Source organism: Bacillus salacetis (assembly GCF_003581585.1).
GTDB classification, from domain to species: Bacteria; Bacillota; Bacilli; order Bacillales; family Bacillaceae_B; genus Rossellomorea; species Rossellomorea salacetis.
The window spans coordinates 20,958-46,356 of record NZ_QXIR01000033.1; the positions used below are offsets into that span (position 1 = coordinate 20,958).

Genomic DNA, 25,399 nt, shown 5'->3' on the forward strand with positions numbered 1-25,399 from the left:
GGTGATCTAATCACTCTTCACTCTATATAAATAGACTATTTTCTATATTTTAACCATAATTTGAGATTTTCACCGGATTGGGGATTTTCAGTTAGCATTAAAATGAAAACCTGGACTGAACTAGTCAGGCCGGACACCAGGATTCCTTTCCTTAATGATATCCTTAGGATGTTTCAGAAGAGCAGGAAGCATTATTAATAAAAAGAGCGAAATAACATAAAGCAGCATTCCTAAAAGAAAGAATTGGGTATTCTGATTGAATATACTCTCAAGATTTGTCAGGAAAATCACGATAGGAGCAGTAAATAGTACTCCAAATAAAACGATATGAAAGCTGATGCTGAAACGACTTTCAAATGTCTTAGAGAAGGCCTGAAAAATTCCTTCCTTGAGAATATGCGTAACCATAAATGTAACAATCCATAGAAATCCAAGGTACATCCATAATGAGTTCCCTTCTGCCCAAGATACCCTGAGGACGGGCTGGACACTGGTGAAAGATATTGTAAATAACAGACAATAACTGGCTACAGAGAAGTATCTCCTCTTGTATTCAGCAACTTTCCAATAAATCACTGTTATCAAGAGTGCTGTACCAGCTACAATCGAATTCATGATAAAAATCGTTTTTGACCATTCCGGCACAGCACTAAACAAGAAAGCAAGAATAACATAAGTTGCTGCTGAAGGTATAAGCTTACTTTCTTTAAAAGGTGTATTATTTTTCTCTCCCATATAATCATCCATCGTATCACCCTCCTGCCTTTTAATACGGAAAGTTTCATCCGCCGGTATCACCACTGGAAAAAACAGGGCTTTGGTCCTGATATAAAAAACACCAGCTGAAACTCTCAGCCGGTGTTTCTTATATCAAATCAAAAGCCCAAACAATGCCCCGATCATCCCCAGTACCAATGCAAGGATGAACCACAGAATAGAAAGGACGACGATGATCCAGCCTAAGGTTCTTCTGCCCGTCTGGATAAAATAGATGCCCAGGACGATCGCACCGAAAATGAGTCCGAGAATCCCCCATAGCCATGGATTCTTTCCGCGCTTTCTGGCATCAACAAACAGATAAATCGCAATGATGATATTAACGAAAAAACTTAAAGAAAATTCCAAGATACCACTCCCATGATCTTTTTTATTTGGCTCTTTTCGTAATCTGTATTGCTGTTTGAACCTTTGTAAACAAGAAATGAAGAACTGACTTCCCTGGTAAGGGGGAATTCCCAGTCTCAAGGGTCTTAAGGATCTTTCCGAAAGGCTCTTTTCGTAAACTTTGTTGCTATTCACTATAAATTTCAACTAATATCCTGGTAAATCTCCGAAATCCCCTGGTAAGCAGGAAAGAAAAGAGTTGCTCTTTCTTTTCAGAGGGAAATCTCAGAGTACAGGCGGAAAAATCCGGCACTCAGGATTTTCACAAAAGCAGCAATATATGCGAAAACAGCCATTTATTTAGATTTCCCGAGGAACGGCATCTTAAACCAAAGACCCACATCCTGCATCCATTCACAGGTCTTTTTTATCATTCAATCTGAATTCTTTGGCCAGGAGCCCGATCACCTTTTTCCGATTTTCAATTCCTGAAACATTGGGGATGATCAAGATTTCATCTGTTTGAAACGTTTCTGCAATGCGTTCAATCTCTGCTTTTACTTTCCCGGGGGTCCCGATGAGCATTCTCCTGCGGTTCTGCCTCACTTTCCGATCCTCGGTGGCAGTAAAGCCCCGTTTTTTCGCTGTTTCAATGGATGGATAATAGGGCGGCTGATTGTCCGACTCTACAAAATACAGCCAGAGGTCGAAAGCTTTTGCCAGGTCCTCTGCCTCCTCTTCTGTTTCGCCTGCCACCGCAAAAACCGAAACCATTGTTTTCGGGCGGCCGAGAAGACTGGACGGCTGGAATTGCTTCCGGTACTCTTCAACGATGCTAACCCCTTTACTCCCTGGTTTGGCAAAAAGAGCGAAGACATATCCTGTCCCCTGGGCTGCCGCGGTGCGGGCGCCTCTTTCACCCGTCCCCAGCATCCACATTTGTGGTGCTGTCGGGATTTTCGGTGCTGCGAGAAGTGATTGAAAGCGATGCTCTTCCACTGTGTTGTTAGTGAAATATTTCATCAGATCCGCCACCTGCTGTTCATAGGAAGTCTTCTTGGTCTTTCCTTCATTCAGCGCAGTATTGACGATCCTGTAGCTTGGTGACCTGCCGATTCCAAGGTCGATTCTGTTTGGATGCAGTGCTTCCAGCATGCGGAAATTCTCCGCGACCTTGTAGCTGCTGTAATGCGGAAGCATGACACCGCCGGATCCTATCCGTATGGTGGAAGTCAGGGCCGCCAAGTGCATCATCAGCATTTCAGGGCTGCTGTTGGCAACAGAGTCCACCATGTGATGTTCTGATACCCAAAATCGTTTATAGCCAAGTGCATCTGCATGCTTCGCAAGTTCTGTCGTCTCCCAAAGTGCCTGGTGGGCATCTGCTCCTTCATCTATTGGAGAATAATCCAGGATGCTTAATGAAATCATTTTAGATCTCCTTTACCCGTCGTTGCCTGATATTATAAAGAAAATGAAGATGAGGGTCACTCATGAAGGCTTAATCCCTTCACACTTTAGCGCTTTAAAGCAGCCGGGGACTGTCCCCGGCTGCTTTAAAGCGCTAAAGCGATGCCGCCGACCCCAGCTTCCTTTCTCCTGTCTTCTTATTCGTCTTTTTCATCATACGCGATCCATACAATATTCTCGTTAAGTTCCTTCCTTAATTCGTTTTCCAGCCTCGTTACCTTTGTCAGCTGGCTTTCATTCAGATCCGCTACCGGGAACTTTTCTCTCATACTCATTTCCATTCCGCCTTTTAGAGTTTATTTTATTTCTATTTTCCCCGTGCAGCAGACTGACTATACTGGTTGATTTGCACCTTTGACTCATATATAAAGCGGTATAGGAAACACTACTACCTATCCTAATAAGGTCTGGTGGTCACCACATGAAAAGCTTAATCAAAATCCTGATTCCACGGCAATTATTGCTTTTGCTCATACTTGCGACCGGCTTGCTCAATCACGTCATCCTTATACCCAGTCTCCTGCGGGCGGCCGGGAGGGACAGCTGGATCGGGGTCATTGCAGCCTTCCCCATTTCGGTCCTCTTTCTCTATCTGATCTACTATATTGTCAAAAACAGTCCTCCTGAAGGTTTTTATAGCTTAATCAAGCACCGCTTCGGTAAAGTCGTTTACAGCCTTTTAACGGTCCCTGTCCTATTGTTTTTATTTCTGAGCTCTTATGTAACATTAAAGGATTTGATCATCTGGTTGAACGCCTACTTCCTGGCCGATTTTTCGCTTTTCATGATTACCTTCGTCCTCGTTACTGCCTGTTTCTTCGCTACCCTTGCAGGCATCAAATCCATGGCGAGTGCCAGCGGGCTGCTGCTGCCGCTGGTCATCCTTTTCGGCATCATGATTGCCGCCATCAATTCCAGCGTCAAGGATCCCAGCTTGCTGCTGCCGATTTTCAGCCAGGGATGGAACCCTGTCCTGAAAGGCATGATTTACACACTTTCGGGGCTCCTTGAAATTTATATCATCACCCTGCTTCAGCCGTTTTCCCAGGAAGCCATCAAGTTCCGGCACCTGCTTGTTTTACTTGTTATCCTGACAGGGTTGATCCTGGGGCCGCTGTCAGCCTCAATCATGGAATTCGGCCCTGTCGAATCAACCAACTTCCGCTACCCTGCCTATGAACAATGGCGGATTTTGAGCATCGGGGAATATATCAACCACCTGGATTTTTTCGCTCTATACCAGTGGCTGAGCGGTGCGCTGATCCGAATTGGATTATTCATGTACCTGCTTGGTGTGTTTTTGACAAGAGGGCTAAAGCATTATCGCTTGAAGCCTTTAATAGTTCTCTTTATGTACCTTCTGCTGTTCGGGGCCGTCCATTTCATTCCATTGGAGCCGTATGACTTCAATAATTATATTTATCATTACTTTCTGCCTGGCAGCTTGATATTTTTCATGACCTATACCCTGTTATCCGCCTTGATTTTATTCGTACTAAAGAAAAGGGGTGAACAGTATGGCAAAAGCATCGGCTTCTGATCTAAAAAAAATGTCAATGATTTGAAGACCAAATTACAAAGAAGCCAGGATCTCCAATCCAAGATACACAGAACGGAGAATGAAAGCTTTGAACTCATCTACTTTGACAGCCTGATCAACCTTCAGTACTTGGATCAATTCATTCTTCCAAAGCTGGAGGCACATCAGGGAGAGTCGATACAGGAGAGTTTAGTGACCTTGTTCCAAGCAGTCGATGCCACAGAAAAGCCGGTTGATGACATGAGCGATTTCCTTTTCGAAGGCAACGTCCTCTTTGTTTTTGAAAAAAGCCTGTTATGTATCCGGGCAGCAGAGTTCCCAAAGAGACTGCCTGAAGAATCTTCCCTTGAAACGTCGATCAGAGGGCCGAAGGATGGCTTTGTTGAAGATTTAAAAACAAATATCTCCCTGATCAGGCGCAGGCTCAATACCTCTTCCTTATGCCTGGAAAAATACACAATAGGGAAGCGGACCAAGACAAAGGTTGCCTTAATGTATTTGGAGGATATCATCGACCCGGAGGTCCTCAAGGAAATACGCAACAGACTGGAAAAGATAGACCTTGATATCTTAACGAATATCTATGACCTTGAATTGTATGTCCACGACCGCCCATTTTCGCTTTTTCCTTTGATGGATTACACGGGCAGGCCGGACTTTATTGTCCAAGCCTTGAATCAAGGCCGGTTTGCTCTATTGGTAGACGGCAACCCCACTGTTTCGTTCGCTCCAGTCAATTTGCTGCTCCAGACCAAATCTCCAGAGGACACCTATAATAATTTTGCTTATGTTTCCTTAGAGAGAGTGATCCGGTTTCTGGGCCTGACGGTGGCAGGATTTCTGCCGGGCATCTGGATTTCTTTTTCCGCCTATAATATTGAGCAGATTCCATACTTGCTGGTCGCAACCATCTCGATGTCCAGATTCGGGCTGCCGTTATCGGCACCGATTGAAATATTTGTGATTCTGTTCCTATTCGAACTATTCAATGAAGCCGGGGTCCGCCTGCCGAGGGCCATTGGACAAACCGTTGCTGTATTGGGCGGATTGATCGTCGGTGATGCCGCAATCCGTGCGGGGCTGACATCGCCTACCATGCTGGTCGTGGCAGCCATAACCTATATATCTTCCTTCACCCTGGTGAACCAGTCACTAAGCGCCACGTTCACCATCATCCGGTTCACCGTGCTGCTGCTGAGTACTTTTTTCGGATTATTCGGGGTCATCATCGCCTTCATTCTTACAGTTATCTACCTTGGCACCCTGTCTTCTTTCGGCAGTCCTTATCTTGGATCATTGGCACCGATAAGCCTTGGAGAAGCTCTCAGATCCATCTTGAGAGTGCCCCGGCAGTTTTTCAAAACCAGATCACCCCTGACAAGTCCGGAAGACCCGACACGGGGTGGTGATCAATCATGAAAACACTCTGCAACCTGTCGTGGATATTTCTATGCATGCTATGTCTCAGCGGATGTACAGGCTCCAGGAACATCCAGGATTTAACCTATATCGTTTCGATCGGTTTGGATTATGATGAAGAAAAAAATGAATATGAGGTTTTTATCCAAGGTCTTAATTTTGCCAATGTCGCGAAGCAGGAAGGCGGAAGGCCCACTGAACCTGTTCCGATTTTTGTCGCCTTGGCCACCGGGGAAACCTTGAACCTGGCTGTCAGCAAGCTCTATAAGAAATCGGAGCCGGCTCTATTCTTCGGGCATACCGTCACGCTTGTCCTAAGCGAAAAGGTTGCTCAGGAAAAATTCAATGAAGTGATCAGGGAAGTCGGGCGCAATCGGTCGCTCAGGCCGACTCTCAGGATCGTCATATCCAAAGAAAACATGGAAGAGACCTTGAATACAAAAGCCCTGTTTGACTATCCTGCGATTTACACTGTCCTTTTTAAGGGCAAGAAGAATGAGCTTGTGCAGGATGAGCTTAAACCCATGATACTAATGAATTTCCTGCGGGATTTTTACGAGCCGATGGGAACCGCGCGCATCCCCACCGTCAAGATTGACCCTGATGCATGGCAGGCCGATAAGGAATTCCCTGTTCTATATTTCGATGGTTATGCTGTTTTTCAGCAGCAGGAGTTGAAGACGCAGCTGTCATTTGAAGATGCTTTACTGACGAATTGGCTGCTGGAAGACAATGTCACCATTGATCATAGGGCAGAAAAGGATGGAAAACTGGCTGCTGCCATCAGATTCAGTTCTCCGAAAATGAAGATTGAATATGAAGATAGCAATAATGCGCCCAAATTCTCAATCAGCCTGTCCTTACAAGGCGACCTCCTTGAAAAAAACCGGGACATTCCACTGCAGGAGCTGGAGAACATTATCAAAAAAGACTTCCAAAAGCAGCTGACGTCTTTATTTAAAACAGGAGTAGAGAACAAAATCGATGTCCTGAATGCAGGTGAAACGTGGTATAGGGAACACCCAAAGAAGTACCAGGAGCTACAGAGATCTAAAGGATTCTACTTAACAAAAGAGTCCTTAACGGATGTCAAAGTGGATGTGACAATGGTCCATTTCAATACCTACAAATATCACACAGAAAGTGATGGCTGACAGATCTGGGCACCTACTAAAAAAGTGAGGATTCCCGGTCATTCTGGAAGCCTCACTTTCTTTCTCTCATTATTCCACTGTCATTATTTTTTCTGTATGAGTGTGCACTTCGCCTTTCTCCACATGAAGCTTCACTTTATAAGAACCCGGTTCAGCGAAGGTGTGGGTTGCCTGGTATTTGCCGGCATCGGTCTCCTCAGTATCGATGAACTCATGCTTTTCTTCTCCATCCTTCCAGATTTCGAATCGGACATCCGCTTCTGTCAGCGGCTCCTCACCGTTCATCGCATGGGCGGTCAACTCAACCTCTTTCCCCGCTTCCACTGTATCGTCCGCCATGATATGGGCGGATGCTTCTCCATGTCCATGATCATGGGAACCTTCTTCTCCATGCTCCCCGCCTTCTTCGTGGGCATGTTCTTCAACATCGCCTATGGCCAGCTCCAGTTTTGGCATTGTATGCATGTCCCTTGCCGTCACATGGGAAATGACATAGTAGACTCCCGGCTCGTCCACCTTCTTGGAGATGGTATATACTCCGTCTCCTTGGGAATCCCCTTCAATCATCTCATGTTCTTCTGACTCTTCGCCTTTTTTCCAGAATTCAAATTCGACTTCTTTGGCGTCATCTACATTTTCATCACCCTGCGTGACTTTTGCCTGTATCGTAAACTCTTTTCCGTCTTCAAGTTCATCCACTCCAGGCTTAGTTGAAAGATCGACCTCCAAAGCCTTTGGAGTTTCACTGCTTTCCTGGGATTCTGAAGTGTTTTGTTCATCCTGCGCCCCGCATGCAGCAAGAAATAAGGCGCTGCTTAGTGTAAGTGTCATCCATAGGGAATTGCGTTTCATTGATTTTATCCTCCTGATTCTCTTTATTCTTCATCAAATGCCATAGACTGAAATGTCAGGGATATTGCAGTCCCTTCATCCGGTTTGGAGCTGATATCGATTTCACCGCCGTGCTTCAGCACGATCTGCTTGACGATCGCAAGCCCCAGTCCAAACCCTCCTTCATTTCTTGTCCGTGATTTATGGACCCTGTAAAAACGGTCCATGATATTTTCCAGGTCCTGCTCAGGTATTCCACGGCCTGTATCCTGGATTTCCAGGACCGCCTTCTCCTTGTTTTGTTCCACCTTCATCAAAATCCCGCCTTGACTTGGTGTATAGCGGACCGCGTTGTCCAGAAGGTTGCTGATGACCTGCTCAAGCCGGTCCGCATCCCCTTCAATAATGGCTTCTTCGTCCAATTCAAGACGAAGGCGGATCTGCTTTTGCCCGATCGGCAGCTTAAACCGCTCCGCAACATCCATCACCAGCTGGGCGAAAGGGATCGGCTCCCGTTTCATCGGGTACGAATCCCCTTCAAGCTGGGCCAGGTCCAGTAAGTCATTCACAAGACGGGTAAGCCGGGCTGTTTCGTTATGGATGATCTGCAAATATTCCTGCCGTTCCTCCCCGCTTACGGTGACATCCTCCAGGAGGACTTCCGTATACCCTCTCATATAACTGAGGGGAGTCCGCAGTTCATGGGAGACATTCTGCAGAAATTCTCTTCTGCTGCGTTCCACTTCCTCCAATGATTTTGCCAGCCGGTTAAATGAACCAGCCAGGGATCCAACCTCGTCTGAAGAGGAAACATCAATTCTTTTGGAAAAATCTCCGGCAGCCATTCTCCCAGACACCATTTCCATCTTCTTTAGCGGCTGAATCAGCTGAGAAGCGATCTTTCTTCCAGACCAGATGACCAACAGCAGGACCAAAATGAATAATCCTGCAAGGATATACCGGATCGAATCGAACGGAGCATATACATCCTCCAATGGCATATAAAGAAAGATGGTCCCGCTGAGAACATCTTCTTCCAGTAAAGGAATGGCAACAGCGAGTATGTCTTGATCGAATACCGGATGCTGCCTGACCATCGTCACGGTCTCTCCGTTCAACAGCTGCTGCCTTTCTTCATAGGTGATCAGCGTATCATTCACTGCCTCCCCATAAAGGGACCCGCTCAGCTTCATCGGATCTTCCGTATAGATGATTTCCGCCTCCGAATTTTCCTCGGTCCACTCCAGGCGTTCCCGGAACCCATCACCATCTTGTTCCATATAAGCGGATTTCAAACTGTTCCCTTGAAGCAGCAGGAGGTCTTTCTGTTTATCAACATAAAAATTTTCATATAAGTAAAATGTAAGTCCGATTGTGAGTGAGACGGTAATTAACGTGAGAACCGCAATCGTCAGCCAGATTTTCTGCCTCAGGCCAATGCCTGTCAGCCTGTTTCTAAGTGAATTTATAGCCAACACCCCACACTGTCTGCACATGAACACCAGCTGACTTCAGCTTCAATCTTAACGTCTTGATGTGAGTGTCCACCGTACGGGCAGTCCCTTCACTCTCAAATCCCCATACCCTGTCCAGCAATTGTTCCCTGGTAAAAACCTGTCCTTTATTCTGGATGAGGAGTGATAGCAAAAGGAATTCTTTCCTGGTTAAATTCACCGGGTCATCATTCACCTTCACAACATAGCCTTTCAAATCGATGGAAAGTTCCTCATGGCGGATGATGTCATCACCCTGACGCTGACGCCCTATAGGATATCCCTTCGACCTCCGCAATGCCGCCTCGATCCTTGCCACAAGTTCCTTTGGAGAAAAAGGCTTGACTACATAGTCGTCTGCCCCGATTTTCAAGCCTGTGACACGATCGTCTTCATTTCCTTTCGCTGTCAGGATGATGATCGGTACATCCGAAAAAGTACGGATTTCCCTGGCAGCTTCCAGGCCGTCCATAACAGGCATCATAATATCAAGCAGCACCAGATCGATTTTCTCTTTTTTCAGGGTATTGATGGCTTCCAGGCCGTTGCCGGCAGAGAAGACCGTGTAATCATGCGCCTTCAGGTAAGAGGTCAGAAGCCCGATCATATCTTTTTCATCATCCACTGCAAGTATGTTCATTCTGATCCTCCTCCCTCTATTATAGCTACAGGGGCCCCGCTGATATCGATTTCAGATATAATCTTGAAGCTCTCAACGTCCAGGATGGAAAGCGACTGGCTGTCCATACTCGAAACGTACATCTCCTTTTCATTGCCGGCAATGTCATAAGGATTCGCCCCGACTTTGATCTTGTCCGTGTTTTCATCACCTGAAATTTTGTAAAGCTCATGTGACCCATGGCAAACGACATACAAATCACTGCTTGAACGGGGACTGAAGAATTTAACAGGCATCAGTCCGACTTCTATCCGGCCAAGCTGCCGGCCGCTCTCCGGATCGATGACATGAACAAAGCGGTTCAAGTCTCCATGGACCGGCCCGTGGCCGCCGATATACAGCTTCGAATCCTTATACAGGATCCCTTCCGGAAGATACGGAACCAACAGCTCCCTCACTACCTTGAGCTTCTTCATGTCGATGGCTGATACCGAAGAATCCTTCTGGTTCACGACAAACAAAAGATTCTCATCCGGATTTACAGTCATCGAGAGAGGAAATGTCCCCACAGGGATCTCGGCTTTGACTTTTTCCTTTTCTATATCAAAAACCTTAAGCTGATTATTTCCGCTGTCAGCCAGGAATAAAAGGTTCGTTTCATGGCTGAAGAGCAGTTCGCTGACACCTCTTCCGACGCCTTCCCACTGTTTTACCTGTCCATTTTCAGTATTTAACACAGATAATAAGCCGCTTTCTTTACTCGTATAAGCTATGCGGCTGTCATCAATGCGCACCATATCGGTAATGGCAGCATCCAGCTTCACAGAATCCACCACCTGCCGGGACTCTTCATCAATAAACGTCAATTCTGCATCTTTCAGATGTGATACCATGATGGCATTTTTCGCATTTTCAGGGATATCCAGAGTTTCCTCCCGGCATCCCGAAACAATGAATAACAAACTTATGAAAACAAAAAGCAAGATTCTATTCATGAATACCCTCTGACCCTTTCTTTTAGTTCAAGTTTGCCCAACAACTACCAGTATAAATGATAAATTTGAAATCTTTGCGAAGTATTGGGGGCTGATTTGTGAAAACCAAGAACCTTTTAGCGCCAAAAGTCCCTGATACTAGTCTAGCAAAACCCCCAATATAGTAAATCTTTTAAAAAAGGTCAATAAAATGTAAGTGTATTTCCTATTTTGCAAAAATAATTCCATTAATAGTTAACTTGTCCAAACAACTCAAACCCTTTTTCATAGAATATAGTAAGTTCCATATAATGGAACTTTTTAAAAAGTAAGGAGAAGATATTATGTCAAATTGCTTGCCAAACTGTCCATGCGGCAGTACTATTCTGCCTTCATTTGAAGAAACGTTTGAAGTATCACCTTGTGTAGCTGACATTGGTGATCCTACTGAATTTCATGGATGTCCACAGTTAGATAGAGAAGTAGGAAGATGCCAAGTCGATGTGTTGGTACCAGTCTGCGAGGACGGTACTTCGCTTGAATGTGCAGTTGATGTTTATACTGCAGCCTATTCAGGTACTATCCATTTTATCATCAGTGTACCGGTTTTTGACGGTGAAACATGCCCGCTTCCTGAAGCACTAACTTTTGATATTCCTGTGGACATCGGCACACAATACTGCTATTACTGCGAAATGCCATGTCTGCCAGACAGTGAATGTCCATTGGTTGGTATCGAAAACTTGTCAGCTGTATTGAATGACGATAACACTATCACTATTTCCGGTCAGCCTGTATTCAACTGTCCTGGAGCATAATCAAAAAAATAGAGAAACGGCTGATGCCAATTCTCCAAACTTGATTTGCCGCTGACAGAACCAGTTCTGCCCCGGTGCTCATTCAGGCACCTCCCTCCTGGCAGGAATGGAACCAAGCAGTGTTGATTGAAGAGAAACGGTGCAGCCGTTTCTCTTTTTTCATGTAAAAAAATAAGATAGGGATGATCATTTCTATTGATCATCCCTATTTTCTGCATCTTACCTATCCTATTTAAATAAAAAACGAAACCATCTTTTATACCATGGTTTTGCTTTAAGAGGAACTCCATTATAGCGTATGACCGTTGCCTTTCGGGCTGTTCCGCTGCCGCAGCCGCAGGACGATTTCTTTTTCGTGCCTGTTGTATTATTGTCCATTTCTTCACACCCTTTCTAGTAACCCGTTCATATTATTCTATGCAGAAATGAAAGAGACGCTTGGGACAAACGTTCCTTTTTCCACATTTTTTACAATTATGAAATTGCGGAAAAAGAAGAAATAGAACTTCATATTCATGAATATGCTTGTAGAAATCCTACAGTCAGGAGGTTGAATATGAACACTGCCTCTACTTATGTTGAAGTCGAGCCGGGGATCGAATTGTATGTCCAGGAGACCGGGAGCGGCGACCCGGTTGTATTCATTCCTGGTTTCACTTTCACTTCTGAAGTCTTTACAGCGCAAGTCGAGCACTTCTCCAAAACTCACCGCACCATTGTCATTGACCCCCGAAGCCACGGCCGCTCCACCATTACGGTTCATGGAAATGATTATGTTACACATGGAACAGACCTGCAAAAGGTGCTTAAGGAGTTACGTGTTGAAAAACCGGTCCTTGTTGGATGGTCATTCGGCTGCTTGACTGTCTGGGAATTCATCCGCCAATCCGGGATTGATTCCATCCAATCCCTGGTGCTGATCGATATGCCTCCTAAGTCCTTGTCCCTTCAGCAAGACCGGGACTGGGTGGAAGGTCCACTCGATGATATGGCTGCAGCTTATACGAATTACCTTCGTGATTCCAAGGGACAACGGGATTTCATTTCCGCTTATGCCGCAGGGGTGATGGTTCAACGGGACCTATCCCAAAAGGAACTGACATGGATTGTCGAACAGTCACTGCGGACACCGTACTATATAGCAGCCAATCTTTTTTCGTCAGGGCTTTTCTCTGATTACCGTGAAGAAGCAGCAGCAAGCAGTAAGTCCGTGCCTACCCTGTACATTATTGCAGAACACTGGTCAGCAGCTGCCATACCTTACCTGAACGAGCTTGCGCCAAATGCTTCCATTGAAGTTCTTGGCGGTCATTTCATGTTCTGGGAGCACAGCGAAAAATTCAATGAGATCTTAGGGGGATTCTTAGAAACAAAGAGGGGCGGATAATGATATCTCAATACTGATTACCAGCATACATTATTGGTTTCTAAAAAATTCCTATAGGCGGATGCCGGGGATTTCTCTAGAACTGGACGGCCGCTCGGCTGGAGCTGTAAACCAATAATGATATACCGACCCAATTCTTGCGTAGAACATAAAAAGCTGCTTCCAAAATTCATGAAAGCAGCCTTCTTTTACTCAAAAATAAATCAGCCATATGACGATTACTAAGGCAAACCGGTACAGAGCAAACGGGATAAGCTTTATTCTACTGATCAACTTAAGAAAATACTTTATGGAAAGTAACGCAAAGATAAACGCACTGATGAAACCTGCGATGAAAAATGGCAGGGCTTCAATTGTGAAGTACTCCCAGTTCTTCAGCAGTGACAAGCCGCTGGCCCCCGCCATGGTGGGGACGGCCATGATGAACGTAAAATCGGCCGCAGCCCGGTGGCTCATGCCGGCAAAGACACCTCCCGAAATGGTGGAACCGGACCGGGAGAACCCCGGCCACAAAGAGAAACATTGAAACAGCCCCACCAACAATGCCTGTTTATAGGAAATCTGATCCACTGTTTCTGCCCTGGCTGTTTTCGGCCCAAGTAGGTCGGCCGCTATCATTAAGACAGCACCACTCCCAAGTCCTATCAATACGGATTGAATGGAAAACAGGTATTCATCAATATAGTCTTCAAACAAAACACCCAGGATTCCGGCTGGTATCAACCCGGCTATCACTTGTGAAATCTTCAGGTTCTTTTCATCTCTTGCATGATTTTTCCTGCTCTTAATGCCCAGTAAATCTGCGAACCGATTCCTGAAAACGACTATGACAGCCAGAATCGAGCCGAGTTGTATGACTATCTTAAACGTGTTCGCTACATATTTAGTCAGAAAAACCTCCGACTTCAGCCACATATCATCAACAATGATCATATGTCCCGTCGAAGAAACAGGCGCAAATTCAGTCAGGCCTTCCACAAGCCCCAAAAGGATTGCTTTTACTATCATAATAAAATTCATTATCATCCCTCTAACTAGTTAAATATCTCTTTCCAGGTATTGATATCCCAAGAGAAATCCGGCAGCATAGCCCACCATTCATTTCCTGTCAGGAACCCTGAAAGAATGATGCTTCCATAGAAACTAGCAATGCCCACTGTTATCACAACGAAACAATAAAGGGTTTCCTTTGAATGATTCTCACTATTCATTTTTTAAAACTCCTCCTGGAGAAGCTTTATTTCTACTCTAAATAAGAGAAATAAAGCTTCTCTTATTCTACTATTCTCTTTTGGAAAAATTATTTGATGGATAACGAAATAAGCCTTTCTCAGGCTTTTGTCAGAGGTATAGGGAGAGGTAATTCGATTGGTGGTGTACAGCGGACATGAATCCAGAAGTATCTGCGCTTATTTTCACATGAGAAACAGACTTTACCGGCATGAGAATACCCTTAGGTTTCAGCGGAAATCCATCCAAAGGAAAAAGATATTTCACAGGCACTTTTTCTATTATGGTGATAGCTGAAACAGTCACAGCCTCGATATCAGAAATCGTATCTACTGCGGTAAGGCTATGCCCGTCCATTGAGTCAGCAGCGAACTGTCCTGATTGCTGCGAAGAAATCATTAAAGATGATGAACCAGCCATGATGACCAGCAGCCAAGTCAACAAATACTTCCTCACGCGCGCACCTCCTTTCTGAATAGATGTATTATATAGTTTTTCCTGTATTTTGAAAACAAAAATTTAGAACCAAAAAAGAAGCCCCGCAGGTGACGGAGCTTCACACCTTCTAGTGGATATTATGCTTTTTGAAATTGCCTCCTTTGACTTCCGCTACATCATAAACGGTCACAAAGGCACCTTCATCGATTTCATTGATAATTTCCTTAAGCTTGGTTTCTTCCAGGCGGTTGATGACACAGGTAATCTCCTTGAACCTCTCATGGGAAAATCCGCCGTACGCTTCTTTATAAGTGGCGCTGCGCCCTAAACGGTCACGTATCGTCTCGACCATGATCTCAGGCTCCGTAGTGATGATCTGGAAGGATTTCGAACCGCTTAACCCTATCTCCACAATATGAATCACTTTGGATGCTATGAAGTAGGCAATGGCAGAAAGAAATGCCCCCTGCAAACCAAACACAGTTGAAACGAAAATAAAGACGAAAGCATTCAGAAACAGAATGAGGTCACTGGTACCGAATGGCAGCTTCCTTGATAACAGGACAGCGAGCATATCGATGCCATCCAGGGCACCGCCATTACGCAAAGCCACTCCCATCCCGAAGCCGAGTATGATTCCTCCAACCACAGTTACAAGCAGGGTATCCCCTTCAATGATGGCCGGTGTATGATGCATAAGGCTTGTTCCGACAGCAAGCGAGACAATGCCGATGACCGAACGGATGGCAAAGCTTTTCCCGATTTGCTTATATCCCAGCCAGATAAACGGGATGTTAAGGACAGCAATCAGGATTCCAAGGGGCATGCCTGAAAGCTGCGAACCGACGATGCTCACACCGGTCACACCTCCGTCGGATACACTGTTGGGAATCAATACCGTTTCCAGCCCATAAGCAGCAATGAAACCGCCAATGATGACCATGATGACTTGCAGGATTCTTCTAAATCTAATTCTTTTATGATTTTTGTTTTTACTCATATGTATCTTCACTCCATGGAAATTGTCTTTCTTCTGACTATTGCAACAGTGTTCACTTCTAAAATTATACATCAAAAAAAGCCTGCTCCATAATATAAAGCAGGCTTCAAGAGTCCTCTACGGTCACTTTCGGTTTACACCCTTCCGTACTAAGGTATTAAGTCTTTGTAAGACTGGATATAAATGCTTAGTTTTCAATACAAACCAGGGATCTAATAGTCCCGTGCAGGAAAGGAAGAATGACATGGGAATCATCGCTATCATCACTCTGATCTTTATGATCCCATTCTTATGGGTAATATGGTCTGCATCCGATGTAAAAAGCGGGAAACGGGAAAAAATCGAGTGGAAGAAACCTGCTGGTCTTCTTATCATCATGCTCCTGATCAGTGGAATCGTTAATTGGTATTTCTACAGCTCCTATCAGCTCGCATTCTTTTCCAATCTTTTCGAAAACATGATCGGCCTTATGATTACAGGGGCGTTCCTGATCATCTTGTCCATCATCAATATCGTTGTAAGCATCCTCTATAGAGGAGCCCCAAAATCGATTCATAATCCAAAAGCCATTTGGATCTTTACGGGTGTGTTCTGCCTGACATTTCTGCTGTTATTCACATGGGTTTTTCCTTTTGCCCAAAAGGCCTCCTACGTTAACAAAATTGAGACCGCAATGGACGCACTGGCAGAAACCGAAGCCGATAAAGAATTCACCGTGCTCTTCATGAACTCTGAAAAAGACTGCATCCGCCGCAGGACAAACAGCTGTGCCGGCGAGGAGTACAACAACTTTTTCTTCGTCAAAAACAATTTGGACGAACAAAAAGAAGTCCAGGTGCGCATAAGGGCATTGGACTACGATAAAAAAGAATTGAAAATAGTTGAATCCGTCATCATGACCCTTGATGCAGGAGAGCTGAGGTTAGTCGAGACAGAGGAAACATTAGAGAATTCAAGCGTTTGGAGTAAATACTCTTTTCAAACAGAGCATCAAACCCATTTCTATGAATCCATGTTCAGGTTTCGGGATGTGGAATGAAGTTCCTCCTTTATAAACATATTTGGCCGTCCATCATAAAGGGCGGCCTTTAGCAATTACTGATAGTAAACTTTGCTGCTGGTGCATGATGAAATTCCATGGATATCCCTAATTCACCTAGAAAATTTTTGTGAAAAAGAATACGCAAGCACAAACTGATGAGAAAACAAACTTTCTACAAGTTCACCCCTGTGCCTGCCTGCGAAACAGCAAATACAACAGCGGACCAAAAACACCGATTCCTAATGTGAGGAATGCCCAAGGCCAGAAAAATCGATTCGATTTCCTGGCATCGTACCACATCCAAACCAACACTAGAATTAATGAGATGAATAAATCGGCGAAGACCTGTAAAGAAGCTGAATTACTGAATGCCTGAGCAAAGATTCCCAAAAGCCCGTGTTGATAAACAGCCAAACCCGTTAAGATACCAAACAACCCAATCACGAATACAAGTAATACCTGGGGGGATTTCAAAGGATTCCACTTGCCATCCTTCTCAAGAACATTTTCTCCCGCCACCATCATCACCTCTTCCTAAGAATGTAGCAACTGCTACATAAATGGTGTAGCACTCACTACATTTTTAATCAATGAAGAAAATAACTTCCTGCCACACTAGCTTTTTCAGGTGGTGTGTTATACTACTCAAAAAGGATGTAAGGAGCTCTTCATGAAAAAAGGAGAACTAAAGAAGCAGGATATCATTGAGAAAACGGCCGACTATATTCTCTCAAATGGCTTGCAGGCTGCCAGCTTGAGAAACTTAGCCAAAGCAGCGGAAACAAGTGACCGGATGCTTCTCCACTACTTTAATGACAAAGAAGAATTACTGACCACCATCCTGTCTGCCATTTCCGACAGGCTTATTCATATGCTGAAAAATACAAAAACAGAAAAACTTTCATTTCAAGACCTTGTTCCATTCTTATATGACACGATGCAAAACCCCCAGGTTCGCCCCTATATGAAGTTATGGATTGAACTGATAGGGACAGGTTCAGAGAATGACCCCTTTTACAGCACTGCAAAAAAAATCATGGATAGTTTTCATCAGTTCTATATCAACGTGCTGCAAGTGGAAGATCACGAAAATAAAGAACAAATGGCTTCGCTTGCCCTTGTCACCATTGAAGGCATAGCCCTACTGGATGCAATAGGCGATCAAGAACGAATACACCAGGCAATTGAGGCTATCCACAGCGGCCGGCATTCTAAATAAAACAATCGATAGAAAACTTCTATACATAAAGAAAAATCCTCACTAGTACTTCTGTGAGGATTTTTCTAATGCATAATTTCCTTGAACTTGATTGATTGAGGTTCGTATTAAAAAAGTAATCTGGGAGTTTTTCTGAAGTCCATAATCCAGTGATTTCACTCATCTTACTAAATTGGAATTCATTCTCCGTCACGTAAATTGCGAGCCCCAATTACATTCGCCTTTGTTGCTCCAGATTTACTGAGTGTAATAGAGAGTTCCTGGCAAGGTTCGAAATACGCTAGTCGACTTCTTCATCTGTAAAGACCCACTTTACATCCTCAAGTAATTTATGGTTTTCAGTAGCATGATTATATAATAAGCTGTACTCCGTCGCTCTTTGTGTATCATAGAACAGCTTCCGGGTATCAGATTCACCTTTCTCCAGTTCTTTATCCCACACTTCCATATCACCCAAAAGAATGTTCAATGTGCCTGATGAATCCACGTCACTGGTCAACCGTAAATAGGCAGCATCATCAGCAACTAACGGTTCCTCCGCTAAGTTTTCTACTGTAACTTCAACTGCCAGGAATATTTCCCGCTGCGGAGTCTCCCCCTGATACTCTTCCATAGATTCTACTGAATTTATCGTTAATTTATAATTTCCTATATTCGATTGAAACTCTATGGTGTCACCTAAACCCAGTACTTCCCCGCCTTCAGCAACTCCCTCACCTTTATTGCCTTTGTTGCTCTCGGTTTTTTCTGCTTCCTGTTCACCGCTGGCTTCTGTACTATTTCCCTCATTATCACCACATGCTGTTAATAAAACTGCCAAGACCAAACTAATTACCCACCATTTTCTCAAAAATCACATCTCCTCTGCTGAATTCATAAGTATTCTGTACCAACACTTCCCCATACCCTATCCTTAGACTCAATAAAACTATTTGCTATGTAATGACCGCCTAGTTCCAACTCAAAAAGGCAGTCCCTCTTTAATGAAGGAACAGCCTTTCTTTAATCAATATCGGCTCATGCCGGCACTCATTTCCACAAAGGTTGTCCCTTTGGTGGTCTGCTTATAATCTACGAAAATAGGGGTAGTCTGAACCTGATCTTTCGTCTTGATATAATTTAGTATCTCCCAGAACTTTTCCTGTGAACTCATCTCGAATTCTTCAAGAGCCCTTGTCATGACCATTTCCTTAACGAAGAAATAACTCCGGAAGTTCACATTTTCATCTTTCCGCAGCTCCATCCGGTCTTCTTCCATGACAAAGAAAATTTCTGCCACCATCAACTCATCGAAGGGATTGCTCATGATTGCGAAAAACATTTCACCAGTGGTGTGGTATCCATGCTTTGTCAACAGCTCTTCAAAGTCCTCAAAAGCCAGGTTAATTTCTTCTGGAAGGAACCGGTACAGTTTGGAAGCTACGTTTTTATATGTAATGGCATGCTGATCATGCACCATAGGAATCACCTGTACCCGCCACAGGGACATAGAGATCAAGCATGATGTCATCATAGACTTCCAGCAAAACACAATAAAATGAATCTTCTACATCCACTCCGTTTTCGGATGCATAGGTCTTGATGCTATCATACGCTTGGTTGAAATCCTGATATTGATCAGCCTGCCTTAGAAGAAGGGCATCCCGCACATCCACCTTTTCCTGGTATTGAATATCCGAGTCTCCTGCCATCTCGACCTCTTCATTGATTGGCAGATAGTATGTAAACTCCCCTTCGCCGCCAGCTTCATTGGATTTAAAAGTAAAAAAGACAGGTCCATTTTTATAGACTCTCTGCTCCAATTCCAGCTCTTCAAGAACAGCAAAGCCTTCCTGCCAATCCTCTTTTTTCCCTATCATGGAATACGTCATCAAGTGGTCAAAATAGAGAGAACCTCTTCTGATATCCATTCTTATCCCTTCCTTTCCAATACAACTTTTTTAGAAGGTTTTACACTTCTCTGATAAACATTGAAACTATCAAACCTGAATTTGCAGTAAAGAATCACCAGCTGCTCGGGCAGGACGAAAATCATGGCGTAAAAAATCAGGAGGGGGAGGATGATCAATGTTATGGATTCTATTGAATTCATTTGGAAGTTCCTGATGAAATACTGAGTAATGAATACAACTATGAGACCACCTACAACGGCAATAGGAAAGTAGGATTTAGCCTCAAACCGCTCCCTGATTTCCCCTCGTGCTGATCCTTCCTGATACTCTCCTTTTTTTAACAGCCTTAAAAAACGAAAGATTGTAACTCCCAGTAAAATTGCTGCAGTGGTAAAAATAATTACAGTAAAAGTTACTAAAGACTCTGCAGTAGCTATTTCTCCTTGTCCAATGGTAAACAGGGGCCATAATAGACCCGGAACAGTAAAAAGCATGTGAGAAACCAGAATTGACACAAGATATTGCAGTTTCTCAAACCTTTTATAAATTGCAGGGATTCCGAACAACAAGCTTAATATACTGATACAGATGGTTGCTGTAAAATGTATCTCCTTTATCGTTTCTGTACCAGGATACTTTGTGTATGAAGAGGCCGTAGAATGAGTTATATAATAAAGCAGCCAGTGAAGAGGGATAGCCATAATCATATTTCCCCCAAAAGAATTAGGACTTTGCCTCCCTGTAATAATGGGTGCTTTTAAAACTTCAAAATAGTGCTCAGGTAATTTATTTAGCAAGGATATTCACCCTCTTTATTAAAAAGTCATCTGTTATATCTTATCTAGTTTAGTCTCAATCTGCCTGAGCAATAGTGCATATTGTTATAGATCGGTAATTTAAAAGTAATTTCACCCTTAACATCCACCTTCAGATACTTCCTAAAAATCACCTGGTCTTTTTTAAAGCATTAGGTTTTGGATCCTCCATAGGGTACAAATGACCGCTCCAGTTAAAATTAAAGCTTTTAAAACGGAATTTGCAATAAAGAATCACCAGTTGCTCGGGCAAGACGAAAATCATTGTATAGAATATGAGCAGTGGAAGAACTGTAAATATATTCGATTCAAGAGACCCTCCCATTACTCCATTTCTCAACAAAGAATTGACAATAAGGACAACTCCTGTGCCGCCTATAATGGCAATCGGAATATACGAGGTAGCTTCAAACTTCTCTCTTAGTTCCCCTTTTGCTGAGCCCTCACGGTATTGTCCCTTTTGAAGAAGAACGTAAAAACGGACAAATACAGCCAGAAACAGGGCTGCAGCGACCGATAACGTGATAAATGTAAAAGAGATTAGAAATTCTGCTGTTGCACCATCCTTTTCACCGATTAAAAACAGAGCACCAATGTAAAGATATACTCCGAAAAGGTTTTGAGAAACGATAATTGACGTTAGGTACTGAGTTTTTTCAAACTTCTTATACACGGCTGAAATTGCAAAAATAGCCGAAAAAACAGTTAATAGAATGGTAATCCAAAAATGAATTATTTTAATCTTTTCCACATTGGGATAAACTGTACTTTCAGCAGCGATATAATAAATTAAATAGTAAAGCAGGAATTGCAGAAAGCAGCCAAGGAAAAGGATACCACCGAGGGAACCAGGGCTTTGTCTGCCAGATCTCAGTGGCTCTCTTAATACGGCAAAATCTTCTTCTGTCAATCTTTTAAACATCTTACATCCTCCAATTTAGCGAAACCAGCCTTTGATGTTGTCTAAAACGGATTTGCCCGATTTCTCGCTTTTCTTGTTTAACAGGTAGTTTGCAAACATACCGGCTCCAATCCCTATGGCAGTTCCTACTCCCGGAATTGGAATAAACGCTGTACCAGCAGCAGTAAATGCAGCTTGTACCGCACCCGAAACAGCGAGGTCAATTGTAGTATCTACAGTTGCTCTCCCCACCGCTGCACTTCCAGTAAGACCATCTTCTACTGCTTTATGATGGTTACTATAGTAGGTGAGTCCTGCACCTAGTGGTCCTAGAGCTTTTATGGAGCTTTTTCCCGGACCGCTAGTAGCAATCCCTTTAAAGTCTACTGCATCTTTAAAAGATTTACCCGCTCCTGAAATAGCAGCTTTACCAACAGTTTTCAATTTTTCAGTATTGGTAGCCTGGTTATTCCAATAAGCAAGCGGTGCATGTTCTTTGAGTATATCATCTCCGACCTTTGACCATCCCGACTGACCTGGCTTTTTAGAAGCATATTTTAAGGTAACTACTTTATTTTCCGCAATAATTTTATGCTTTTCTGTATATTTTCTCATGTTTTTAGGGAGACTTTTCATCAGCTCCCCCTTAGCTTTTCTATCAGGCAGCACACCAAAAGACTCTAGAGCTCGCTCTGTTGCATACATTCTATAAGAATGTTTTCCTGTCTGCGGATTGTACACTTTTTCTATTCTTAACCCGTCTTTTCGCCCTGCTCTAAACATTCTAAAGCTTGTAATAGCACCAGATACAATAGCATTATACCTTTTTTGGGAAGAAACATCTTCCTTTTGCTTAAGCCGAAGGTCCTCCTTAACTTCCTCCCCATTTCGCTTTGCCAGTTCAGTTGTTAAGGGCGAAACAGATATATACTCTTTCCACTGTTTAGTAGGAAAGTTGTTATTCACCAGTCCATCCTTAATCATACCCTCAAGATCGGACAGCCATTGCTCCATAGTTTCAATGTCATCTGCAATCATGTCCATTGCAGTAGTTTGAGACCGGTCAAATTGGTGAAGGTCAGTAATTGTATCATCTTTTTTCTTTACAGCTCTCCAGACGCTATCTTGAAAATTTTCATCATTCAGCTTAGGAATCATAACAATATCCGAAACAGAGCGTATAATAGCATTTCCTTCATCAGTGAGACTGGCAGTCAGCTGTCTTACTTCATTTAATTTTGACTGGATCTCACCTTCTAGGAAATCCTCCCGTATGACACCAGAAGAATGAGGTTCAAGAGAATTTAATGCAGACAGCATTTGATCTAGCATAATGTTGAATTTGTCCCTAAAGGTTAAGAAAAATTCTAAAAAAGGAACATGACAATCTCTATAAAATGCCCTTATCGCACTTCCTCCCTTTCCTTTAAGAGATTCTTCCATTCTGGAAAAGCTTTCGATTGCTTCTAGAATAGCTTCAATTTCTCCCTGCAAGCGTTTCAAGTTCTCCTGCTGACTTTTAATGCCTTCGTGAAAAGGCAGTGCTTTTAGTACTTTCACTCTCTCACCTCATTTACCTATGTTCCTGGATTTGCACATGATCTTTAATGTTCCCTGAAACTTGTCTATCTGTTTCCCTCATGAAATCCACTGATTTGTAAGTCGATGATATATTTTGATTTAAAATTTTTTGGTATCTAAATAACAAGTTTTGAAGGCTCTTTGTAGTCTCTTCCAGTCTTCTTGTGCATTCAAGCATGTTTCCCTCTATAGGTTGTGTTCCTTGGGGTTGAAGTGATCCGCAAGCATTCCGAATTTCATTCAGATTTACTTCAATCTCTCCGTATTCCATTTTGATTTCCGTCATTTTCTCATCCTCCTGGTTTTATTGGTTATGCAAGATAACAAATGATTTAATCATCAGTATGAATTACACGAAAAAGAGAAGAATTATGCAAACTACAGTGCTGGGGTGATATTGAAAATATTAAGCTCTCTGTTATCTTATTGCGAATCATCACGATCATGTGGTAATAAATACTAGAAGGCAAAACTGTTCCACTTTATTTTTCCAGAATATTACTTAAAATTAAATAGATCCTTTGTATGGTTTTTTATTCCAATAAATTAGGTGGTAGTACAATGGTCATGACTTCTTTGTAGATAAATCAGTATTTTTTACCACTTCTTTTTGTAAAATAAACCTGTTTTTTCCAGTAAAGTGTTAAAATTTTTAAAAATGGGTTAGTAATCTTTTTGAATCTTGGGAAATAAAAAAAGCTTCTCATAAGTTAATTTAACTAATGAGAAGCTTCTATTTAATATCATGTTAGCATTATGTTAGCAAATACTCATAAACCCTTATATTACAAGGGATTGAGGGAGCAGATTACATCATGCCGCCCATTCCACCCATTCCGCCCATGTCTGGCATGCCGCCGGCTGGGTTTTCTTCAGGGATGTCTGCAACTACTGCTTCAGTTGTTAGGAACATTGCTGCAACAGATGCTGCGTTTTGTAGTGCTGAACGCGTAACTTTTGTTGGGTCAACGATACCAGAGTCGATCATGTTTACCCACTCGCCAGTTGCTGCGTTGTAGCCAGTTCCGATTTCTTCCTTCTTAAGGCGCTCAACGATGATGGATCCTTCAAGGCCAGCGTTGTGTGCGATTTGACGGATTGGCTCTTCAAGTGCGCGAAGAACGATGTTGATACCAGTTTTCACATCGGCATCAGCTTCAAGGGAAGCTACTTTGTTGTATACGTTCACAAGGGCAGTACCACCACCGGAAACGATACCTTCTTCAACAGCCGCACGAGTTGAGTTCAAGGCGTCTTCGATGCGCAGTTTGCGCTCTTTCAATTCTGTTTCAGTAGCCGCACCAACTTTGACTACCGCTACACCGCCTGCAAGCTTAGCAAGGCGCTCTTGTAATTTTTCACGGTCGAACTCAGAAGTTGTTTCTTCCATTTGAGAACGGATTTGATTCACGCGGGCAGAAATTTGATCCGGCTCGCCTGCACCTTCAACAACTGTAGTGTTTTCTTTTGTAACAACGATTTTCGCTGCGCGTCCAAGCTGGCTGATGTTCGCAGATTTAAGATCAAGTCCAAGATCTTCTGTGATCACTTCACCGCCTGTAAGGATGGCAAGGTCTTCAAGCATAGCTTTACGGCGGTCACCGAATCCAGGAGCTTTAACAGCCACTGCATTGAATGTTCCGCGAAGTTTGTTCACTACCAATGTTGCAAGGGCTTCGCCTTCAACATCTTCAGCAACAATCAATAATGGCTTGCCTTGTTGAACAACTTGCTCAAGTACCGGAAGGATTTCCTGGATGTTTCCGATTTTCTTGTCAGTGATCAAGACATACGGGTTATCTAGGACTGCTTCCATTTTGTCAGAATCAGTCACCATGTAAGGAGATGCATATCCGCGGTCGAACTGCATACCTTCCACAACGTCAAGCTCTGTAGAGAATCCTTTAGATTCTTCGATTGTGATGACGCCGTCGTTACCAACGCGCTCCATTGCTTCAGCGATCAATTGGCCGACTTCTTCGTCAGCAGCAGAGATTGCCGCAACCTGTGCGATGGACTCTTTGCTTTCGATTGGCTTGGAGATGTTTTTAAGTTCTTCAACTGCTGATTGAACCGCTTTTTCGATACCTTTGCGGATACCTACAGGGTTCGCGCCAGCTGTAACGTTTTTAAGACCTTCACGGATCATCGCTTGTGCAAGAACCGTTGCAGTTGTTGTACCGTCACCAGCGATTTCGTTTGTTTTGCTCGCTACTTCGGCAACAAGCTTTGCACCCATGTTTTCGAATGCATCTTCAAGTTCGATTTCTTTCGCGATTGTCACACCATCATTTGTGATTAGCGGCGAACCGTATTTTTTCTCAAGTACCACGTTGCGTCCTTTTGGTCCAAGAGTTACTTTTACCGCATTTGCTAATTGGTCCACACCGCGAAGCATGGAACGACGTGCTTCTTCGCTGAATTTAATATCTTTAGCCATTATAAAAGACCTCCTTGTAAGTGGTTAGGTTT

Annotated in this window: 29 protein-coding genes; 7 read left to right on the forward strand and 22 right to left on the reverse strand. The window is 43.4% G+C overall.

Going from position 1 to position 25,399, the window contains the following annotated elements:
• Window positions 1–120 precede the first annotated feature (120 nt).
• From D3H55_RS19025 to D3H55_RS24505, 4 genes are all read right to left on the reverse strand, one after another.
• Window positions 121–747: a hypothetical protein gene (locus D3H55_RS19025; RefSeq protein WP_119548884.1), complete on the reverse strand. Its 627-nt coding sequence runs from the start codon at window positions 745–747 to the stop codon at window positions 121–123.
• A gap of 123 nt (window positions 748–870) precedes the next feature.
• On the reverse strand, window positions 871–1,125 hold the full coding sequence (locus D3H55_RS19030; protein WP_119548885.1) for a hypothetical protein: 255 nt from the start codon (window positions 1,123–1,125) through the stop codon (window positions 871–873).
• 393 nt (window positions 1,126–1,518) lie between these two features.
• On the reverse strand, window positions 1,519–2,535 hold the full coding sequence (locus tag D3H55_RS19035) for an LLM class flavin-dependent oxidoreductase (RefSeq protein WP_119548886.1): 1,017 nt from the start codon (window positions 2,533–2,535) through the stop codon (window positions 1,519–1,521).
• A 176-nt stretch (window positions 2,536–2,711) separates the two neighbouring features.
• A complete protein-coding gene (locus D3H55_RS24505) occupies window positions 2,712–2,849 on the reverse strand; it encodes a hypothetical protein (protein ID WP_168413174.1) in 138 nt (45 codons plus the stop codon).
• Window positions 2,850–2,995: 146 nt separating this feature from the next.
• Here D3H55_RS24505 and D3H55_RS19040 point away from each other — a divergent pair, with 146 nt between their 5' ends.
• The 3 genes from D3H55_RS19040 to D3H55_RS19050 are packed head-to-tail and all read left to right on the forward strand — an operon-like array spanning window position 2,996 to window position 6,687.
• Entirely contained in the window at window positions 2,996–4,114 is a 1,119-nt protein-coding gene (locus tag D3H55_RS19040) for a GerAB/ArcD/ProY family transporter (protein ID WP_119548887.1), read from the forward strand.
• Between the two features lie 21 nt (window positions 4,115–4,135).
• Complete coding sequence (locus D3H55_RS19045) at window positions 4,136–5,533, forward strand: spore germination protein (protein WP_119548888.1); 1,398 nt, start codon at window positions 4,136–4,138, stop codon at window positions 5,531–5,533.
• A complete protein-coding gene (locus D3H55_RS19050) occupies window positions 5,530–6,687 on the forward strand; it encodes a Ger(x)C family spore germination protein (protein WP_119548889.1) in 1,158 nt (385 codons plus the stop codon). Before D3H55_RS19045 ends, D3H55_RS19050 begins: the two co-directional genes overlap by 4 nt.
• A 69-nt stretch (window positions 6,688–6,756) precedes the next feature.
• Here the strand turns inward: D3H55_RS19050 and D3H55_RS19055 are convergent, their stop codons facing one another.
• Genes D3H55_RS19055 through D3H55_RS19070 form a run of 4 tightly spaced genes read right to left on the reverse strand, consistent with a single transcriptional unit; the run spans window position 6,757 to window position 10,625 of the window.
• Complete coding sequence (locus D3H55_RS19055) at window positions 6,757–7,539, reverse strand: FixH family protein (protein ID WP_119548890.1); 783 nt, start codon at window positions 7,537–7,539, stop codon at window positions 6,757–6,759.
• 23 nt (window positions 7,540–7,562) lie between these two features.
• Window positions 7,563–8,993, reverse strand: coding sequence for a sensor histidine kinase (locus D3H55_RS19060; RefSeq protein ID WP_240628674.1), 1,431 nt, complete (start codon window positions 8,991–8,993; stop codon window positions 7,563–7,565).
• Window positions 8,974–9,651, reverse strand: coding sequence for a response regulator transcription factor (locus D3H55_RS19065; RefSeq protein ID WP_119548891.1), 678 nt, complete (start codon window positions 9,649–9,651; stop codon window positions 8,974–8,976). Before D3H55_RS19065 ends, D3H55_RS19060 begins: the two co-directional genes overlap by 20 nt.
• Window positions 9,648–10,625, reverse strand: coding sequence for a YncE family protein (locus tag D3H55_RS19070; RefSeq protein WP_119548892.1), 978 nt, complete (start codon window positions 10,623–10,625; stop codon window positions 9,648–9,650). The genes D3H55_RS19065 and D3H55_RS19070 overlap by 4 nt, the downstream gene beginning before the upstream one ends.
• Before the next feature lie 323 nt (window positions 10,626–10,948).
• On the opposite strand from D3H55_RS19070, the gene D3H55_RS19075 reads away from it, so the two are divergent.
• A complete protein-coding gene (locus tag D3H55_RS19075) occupies window positions 10,949–11,422 on the forward strand; it encodes a hypothetical protein (protein ID WP_119548893.1) in 474 nt (157 codons plus the stop codon).
• Between the two features lie 228 nt (window positions 11,423–11,650).
• On the opposite strand, the gene D3H55_RS24510 is transcribed toward D3H55_RS19075, so the two are convergent.
• Complete coding sequence (locus D3H55_RS24510) at window positions 11,651–11,800, reverse strand: hypothetical protein (protein ID WP_168413175.1); 150 nt, start codon at window positions 11,798–11,800, stop codon at window positions 11,651–11,653.
• 178 nt (window positions 11,801–11,978) lie between these two features.
• On the opposite strand from D3H55_RS24510, the gene D3H55_RS19080 reads away from it, so the two are divergent.
• Complete coding sequence (locus D3H55_RS19080; protein WP_119548894.1) at window positions 11,979–12,809, forward strand: alpha/beta fold hydrolase; 831 nt, start codon at window positions 11,979–11,981, stop codon at window positions 12,807–12,809.
• Between the two features lie 192 nt (window positions 12,810–13,001).
• On the opposite strand, the gene D3H55_RS19085 is transcribed toward D3H55_RS19080, so the two are convergent.
• From D3H55_RS19085 to D3H55_RS19095, 4 genes are all read right to left on the reverse strand, one after another.
• Entirely contained in the window at window positions 13,002–13,829 is an 828-nt protein-coding gene (locus tag D3H55_RS19085) for an undecaprenyl-diphosphate phosphatase (RefSeq protein ID WP_119548895.1), read from the reverse strand.
• 14 nt (window positions 13,830–13,843) lie between these two features.
• Window positions 13,844–14,020, reverse strand: coding sequence for a hypothetical protein (locus D3H55_RS24515; protein ID WP_168413176.1), 177 nt, complete (start codon window positions 14,018–14,020; stop codon window positions 13,844–13,846).
• A 130-nt stretch (window positions 14,021–14,150) separates the two neighbouring features.
• Window positions 14,151–14,495: a hypothetical protein gene (locus tag D3H55_RS19090; RefSeq protein WP_119548896.1), complete on the reverse strand. Its 345-nt coding sequence runs from the start codon at window positions 14,493–14,495 to the stop codon at window positions 14,151–14,153.
• Between the two features lie 109 nt (window positions 14,496–14,604).
• Complete coding sequence (locus D3H55_RS19095; RefSeq protein ID WP_119548897.1) at window positions 14,605–15,477, reverse strand: YitT family protein; 873 nt, start codon at window positions 15,475–15,477, stop codon at window positions 14,605–14,607.
• Between the two features lie 244 nt (window positions 15,478–15,721).
• Here D3H55_RS19095 and D3H55_RS19100 point away from each other — a divergent pair, with 244 nt between their 5' ends.
• Window positions 15,722–16,516 (forward strand): hypothetical protein, encoded by a 795-nt coding sequence (locus D3H55_RS19100; RefSeq protein WP_119548898.1) that lies wholly within the window; start codon window positions 15,722–15,724, stop codon window positions 16,514–16,516.
• Window positions 16,517–16,699: 183 nt separating this feature from the next.
• Here the strand turns inward: D3H55_RS19100 and D3H55_RS19105 are convergent, their stop codons facing one another.
• The gene (locus tag D3H55_RS19105) at window positions 16,700–17,038 is read right to left on the reverse strand and encodes a DUF2834 domain-containing protein (protein ID WP_240628675.1); all 339 of its coding nucleotides are present in this window, start codon (window positions 17,036–17,038) and stop codon (window positions 16,700–16,702) included.
• A gap of 151 nt (window positions 17,039–17,189) precedes the next feature.
• Here D3H55_RS19105 and D3H55_RS19110 point away from each other — a divergent pair, with 151 nt between their 5' ends.
• Window positions 17,190–17,738, forward strand: a complete 549-nt coding sequence (locus tag D3H55_RS19110) for a TetR/AcrR family transcriptional regulator (RefSeq protein WP_119548900.1) — start codon at window positions 17,190–17,192, stop codon at window positions 17,736–17,738.
• Window positions 17,739–18,018: 280 nt separating this feature from the next.
• Here D3H55_RS19110 and D3H55_RS19115 read toward each other — a convergent pair whose 3' ends face one another.
• The 8 genes from D3H55_RS19115 to groL form a co-directional block, all read right to left on the reverse strand.
• Window positions 18,019–18,588 carry a DUF4352 domain-containing protein gene (locus D3H55_RS19115; RefSeq protein WP_119548901.1) on the reverse strand — a complete coding sequence of 190 codons (570 nt, stop codon included), beginning with the start codon at window positions 18,586–18,588 and terminating at the stop codon, window positions 18,019–18,021.
• A 156-nt stretch (window positions 18,589–18,744) separates the two neighbouring features.
• Entirely contained in the window at window positions 18,745–19,194 is a 450-nt protein-coding gene (locus D3H55_RS19120) for a DUF5085 family protein (RefSeq protein WP_240628677.1), read from the reverse strand.
• Window positions 19,187–19,648 carry a DUF5085 family protein gene (locus D3H55_RS19125; RefSeq protein WP_119548903.1) on the reverse strand — a complete coding sequence of 154 codons (462 nt, stop codon included), beginning with the start codon at window positions 19,646–19,648 and terminating at the stop codon, window positions 19,187–19,189. The genes D3H55_RS19120 and D3H55_RS19125 overlap by 8 nt, the downstream gene beginning before the upstream one ends.
• A 2-nt stretch (window positions 19,649–19,650) precedes the next feature.
• The gene (locus tag D3H55_RS19130) at window positions 19,651–20,331 is read right to left on the reverse strand and encodes an ABC transporter ATPase (protein WP_119548904.1); all 681 of its coding nucleotides are present in this window, start codon (window positions 20,329–20,331) and stop codon (window positions 19,651–19,653) included.
• A gap of 244 nt (window positions 20,332–20,575) precedes the next feature.
• Window positions 20,576–21,196 carry an ABC transporter ATPase gene (locus tag D3H55_RS19135; protein ID WP_240628679.1) on the reverse strand — a complete coding sequence of 207 codons (621 nt, stop codon included), beginning with the start codon at window positions 21,194–21,196 and terminating at the stop codon, window positions 20,576–20,578.
• Window positions 21,197–21,382: 186 nt separating this feature from the next.
• Window positions 21,383–22,906, reverse strand: a complete 1,524-nt coding sequence (locus D3H55_RS19140) for a ribonuclease YeeF family protein (protein ID WP_119548906.1) — start codon at window positions 22,904–22,906, stop codon at window positions 21,383–21,385.
• A 13-nt stretch (window positions 22,907–22,919) separates the two neighbouring features.
• Window positions 22,920–23,213 carry a YwqI/YxiC family protein gene (locus D3H55_RS19145; RefSeq protein ID WP_119548907.1) on the reverse strand — a complete coding sequence of 98 codons (294 nt, stop codon included), beginning with the start codon at window positions 23,211–23,213 and terminating at the stop codon, window positions 22,920–22,922.
• 522 nt (window positions 23,214–23,735) lie between these two features.
• A complete protein-coding gene (gene groL, locus D3H55_RS19150; protein ID WP_119548908.1) occupies window positions 23,736–25,367 on the reverse strand; it encodes a chaperonin GroEL in 1,632 nt (543 codons plus the stop codon).
• Window positions 25,368–25,399 lie beyond the last annotated feature (32 nt).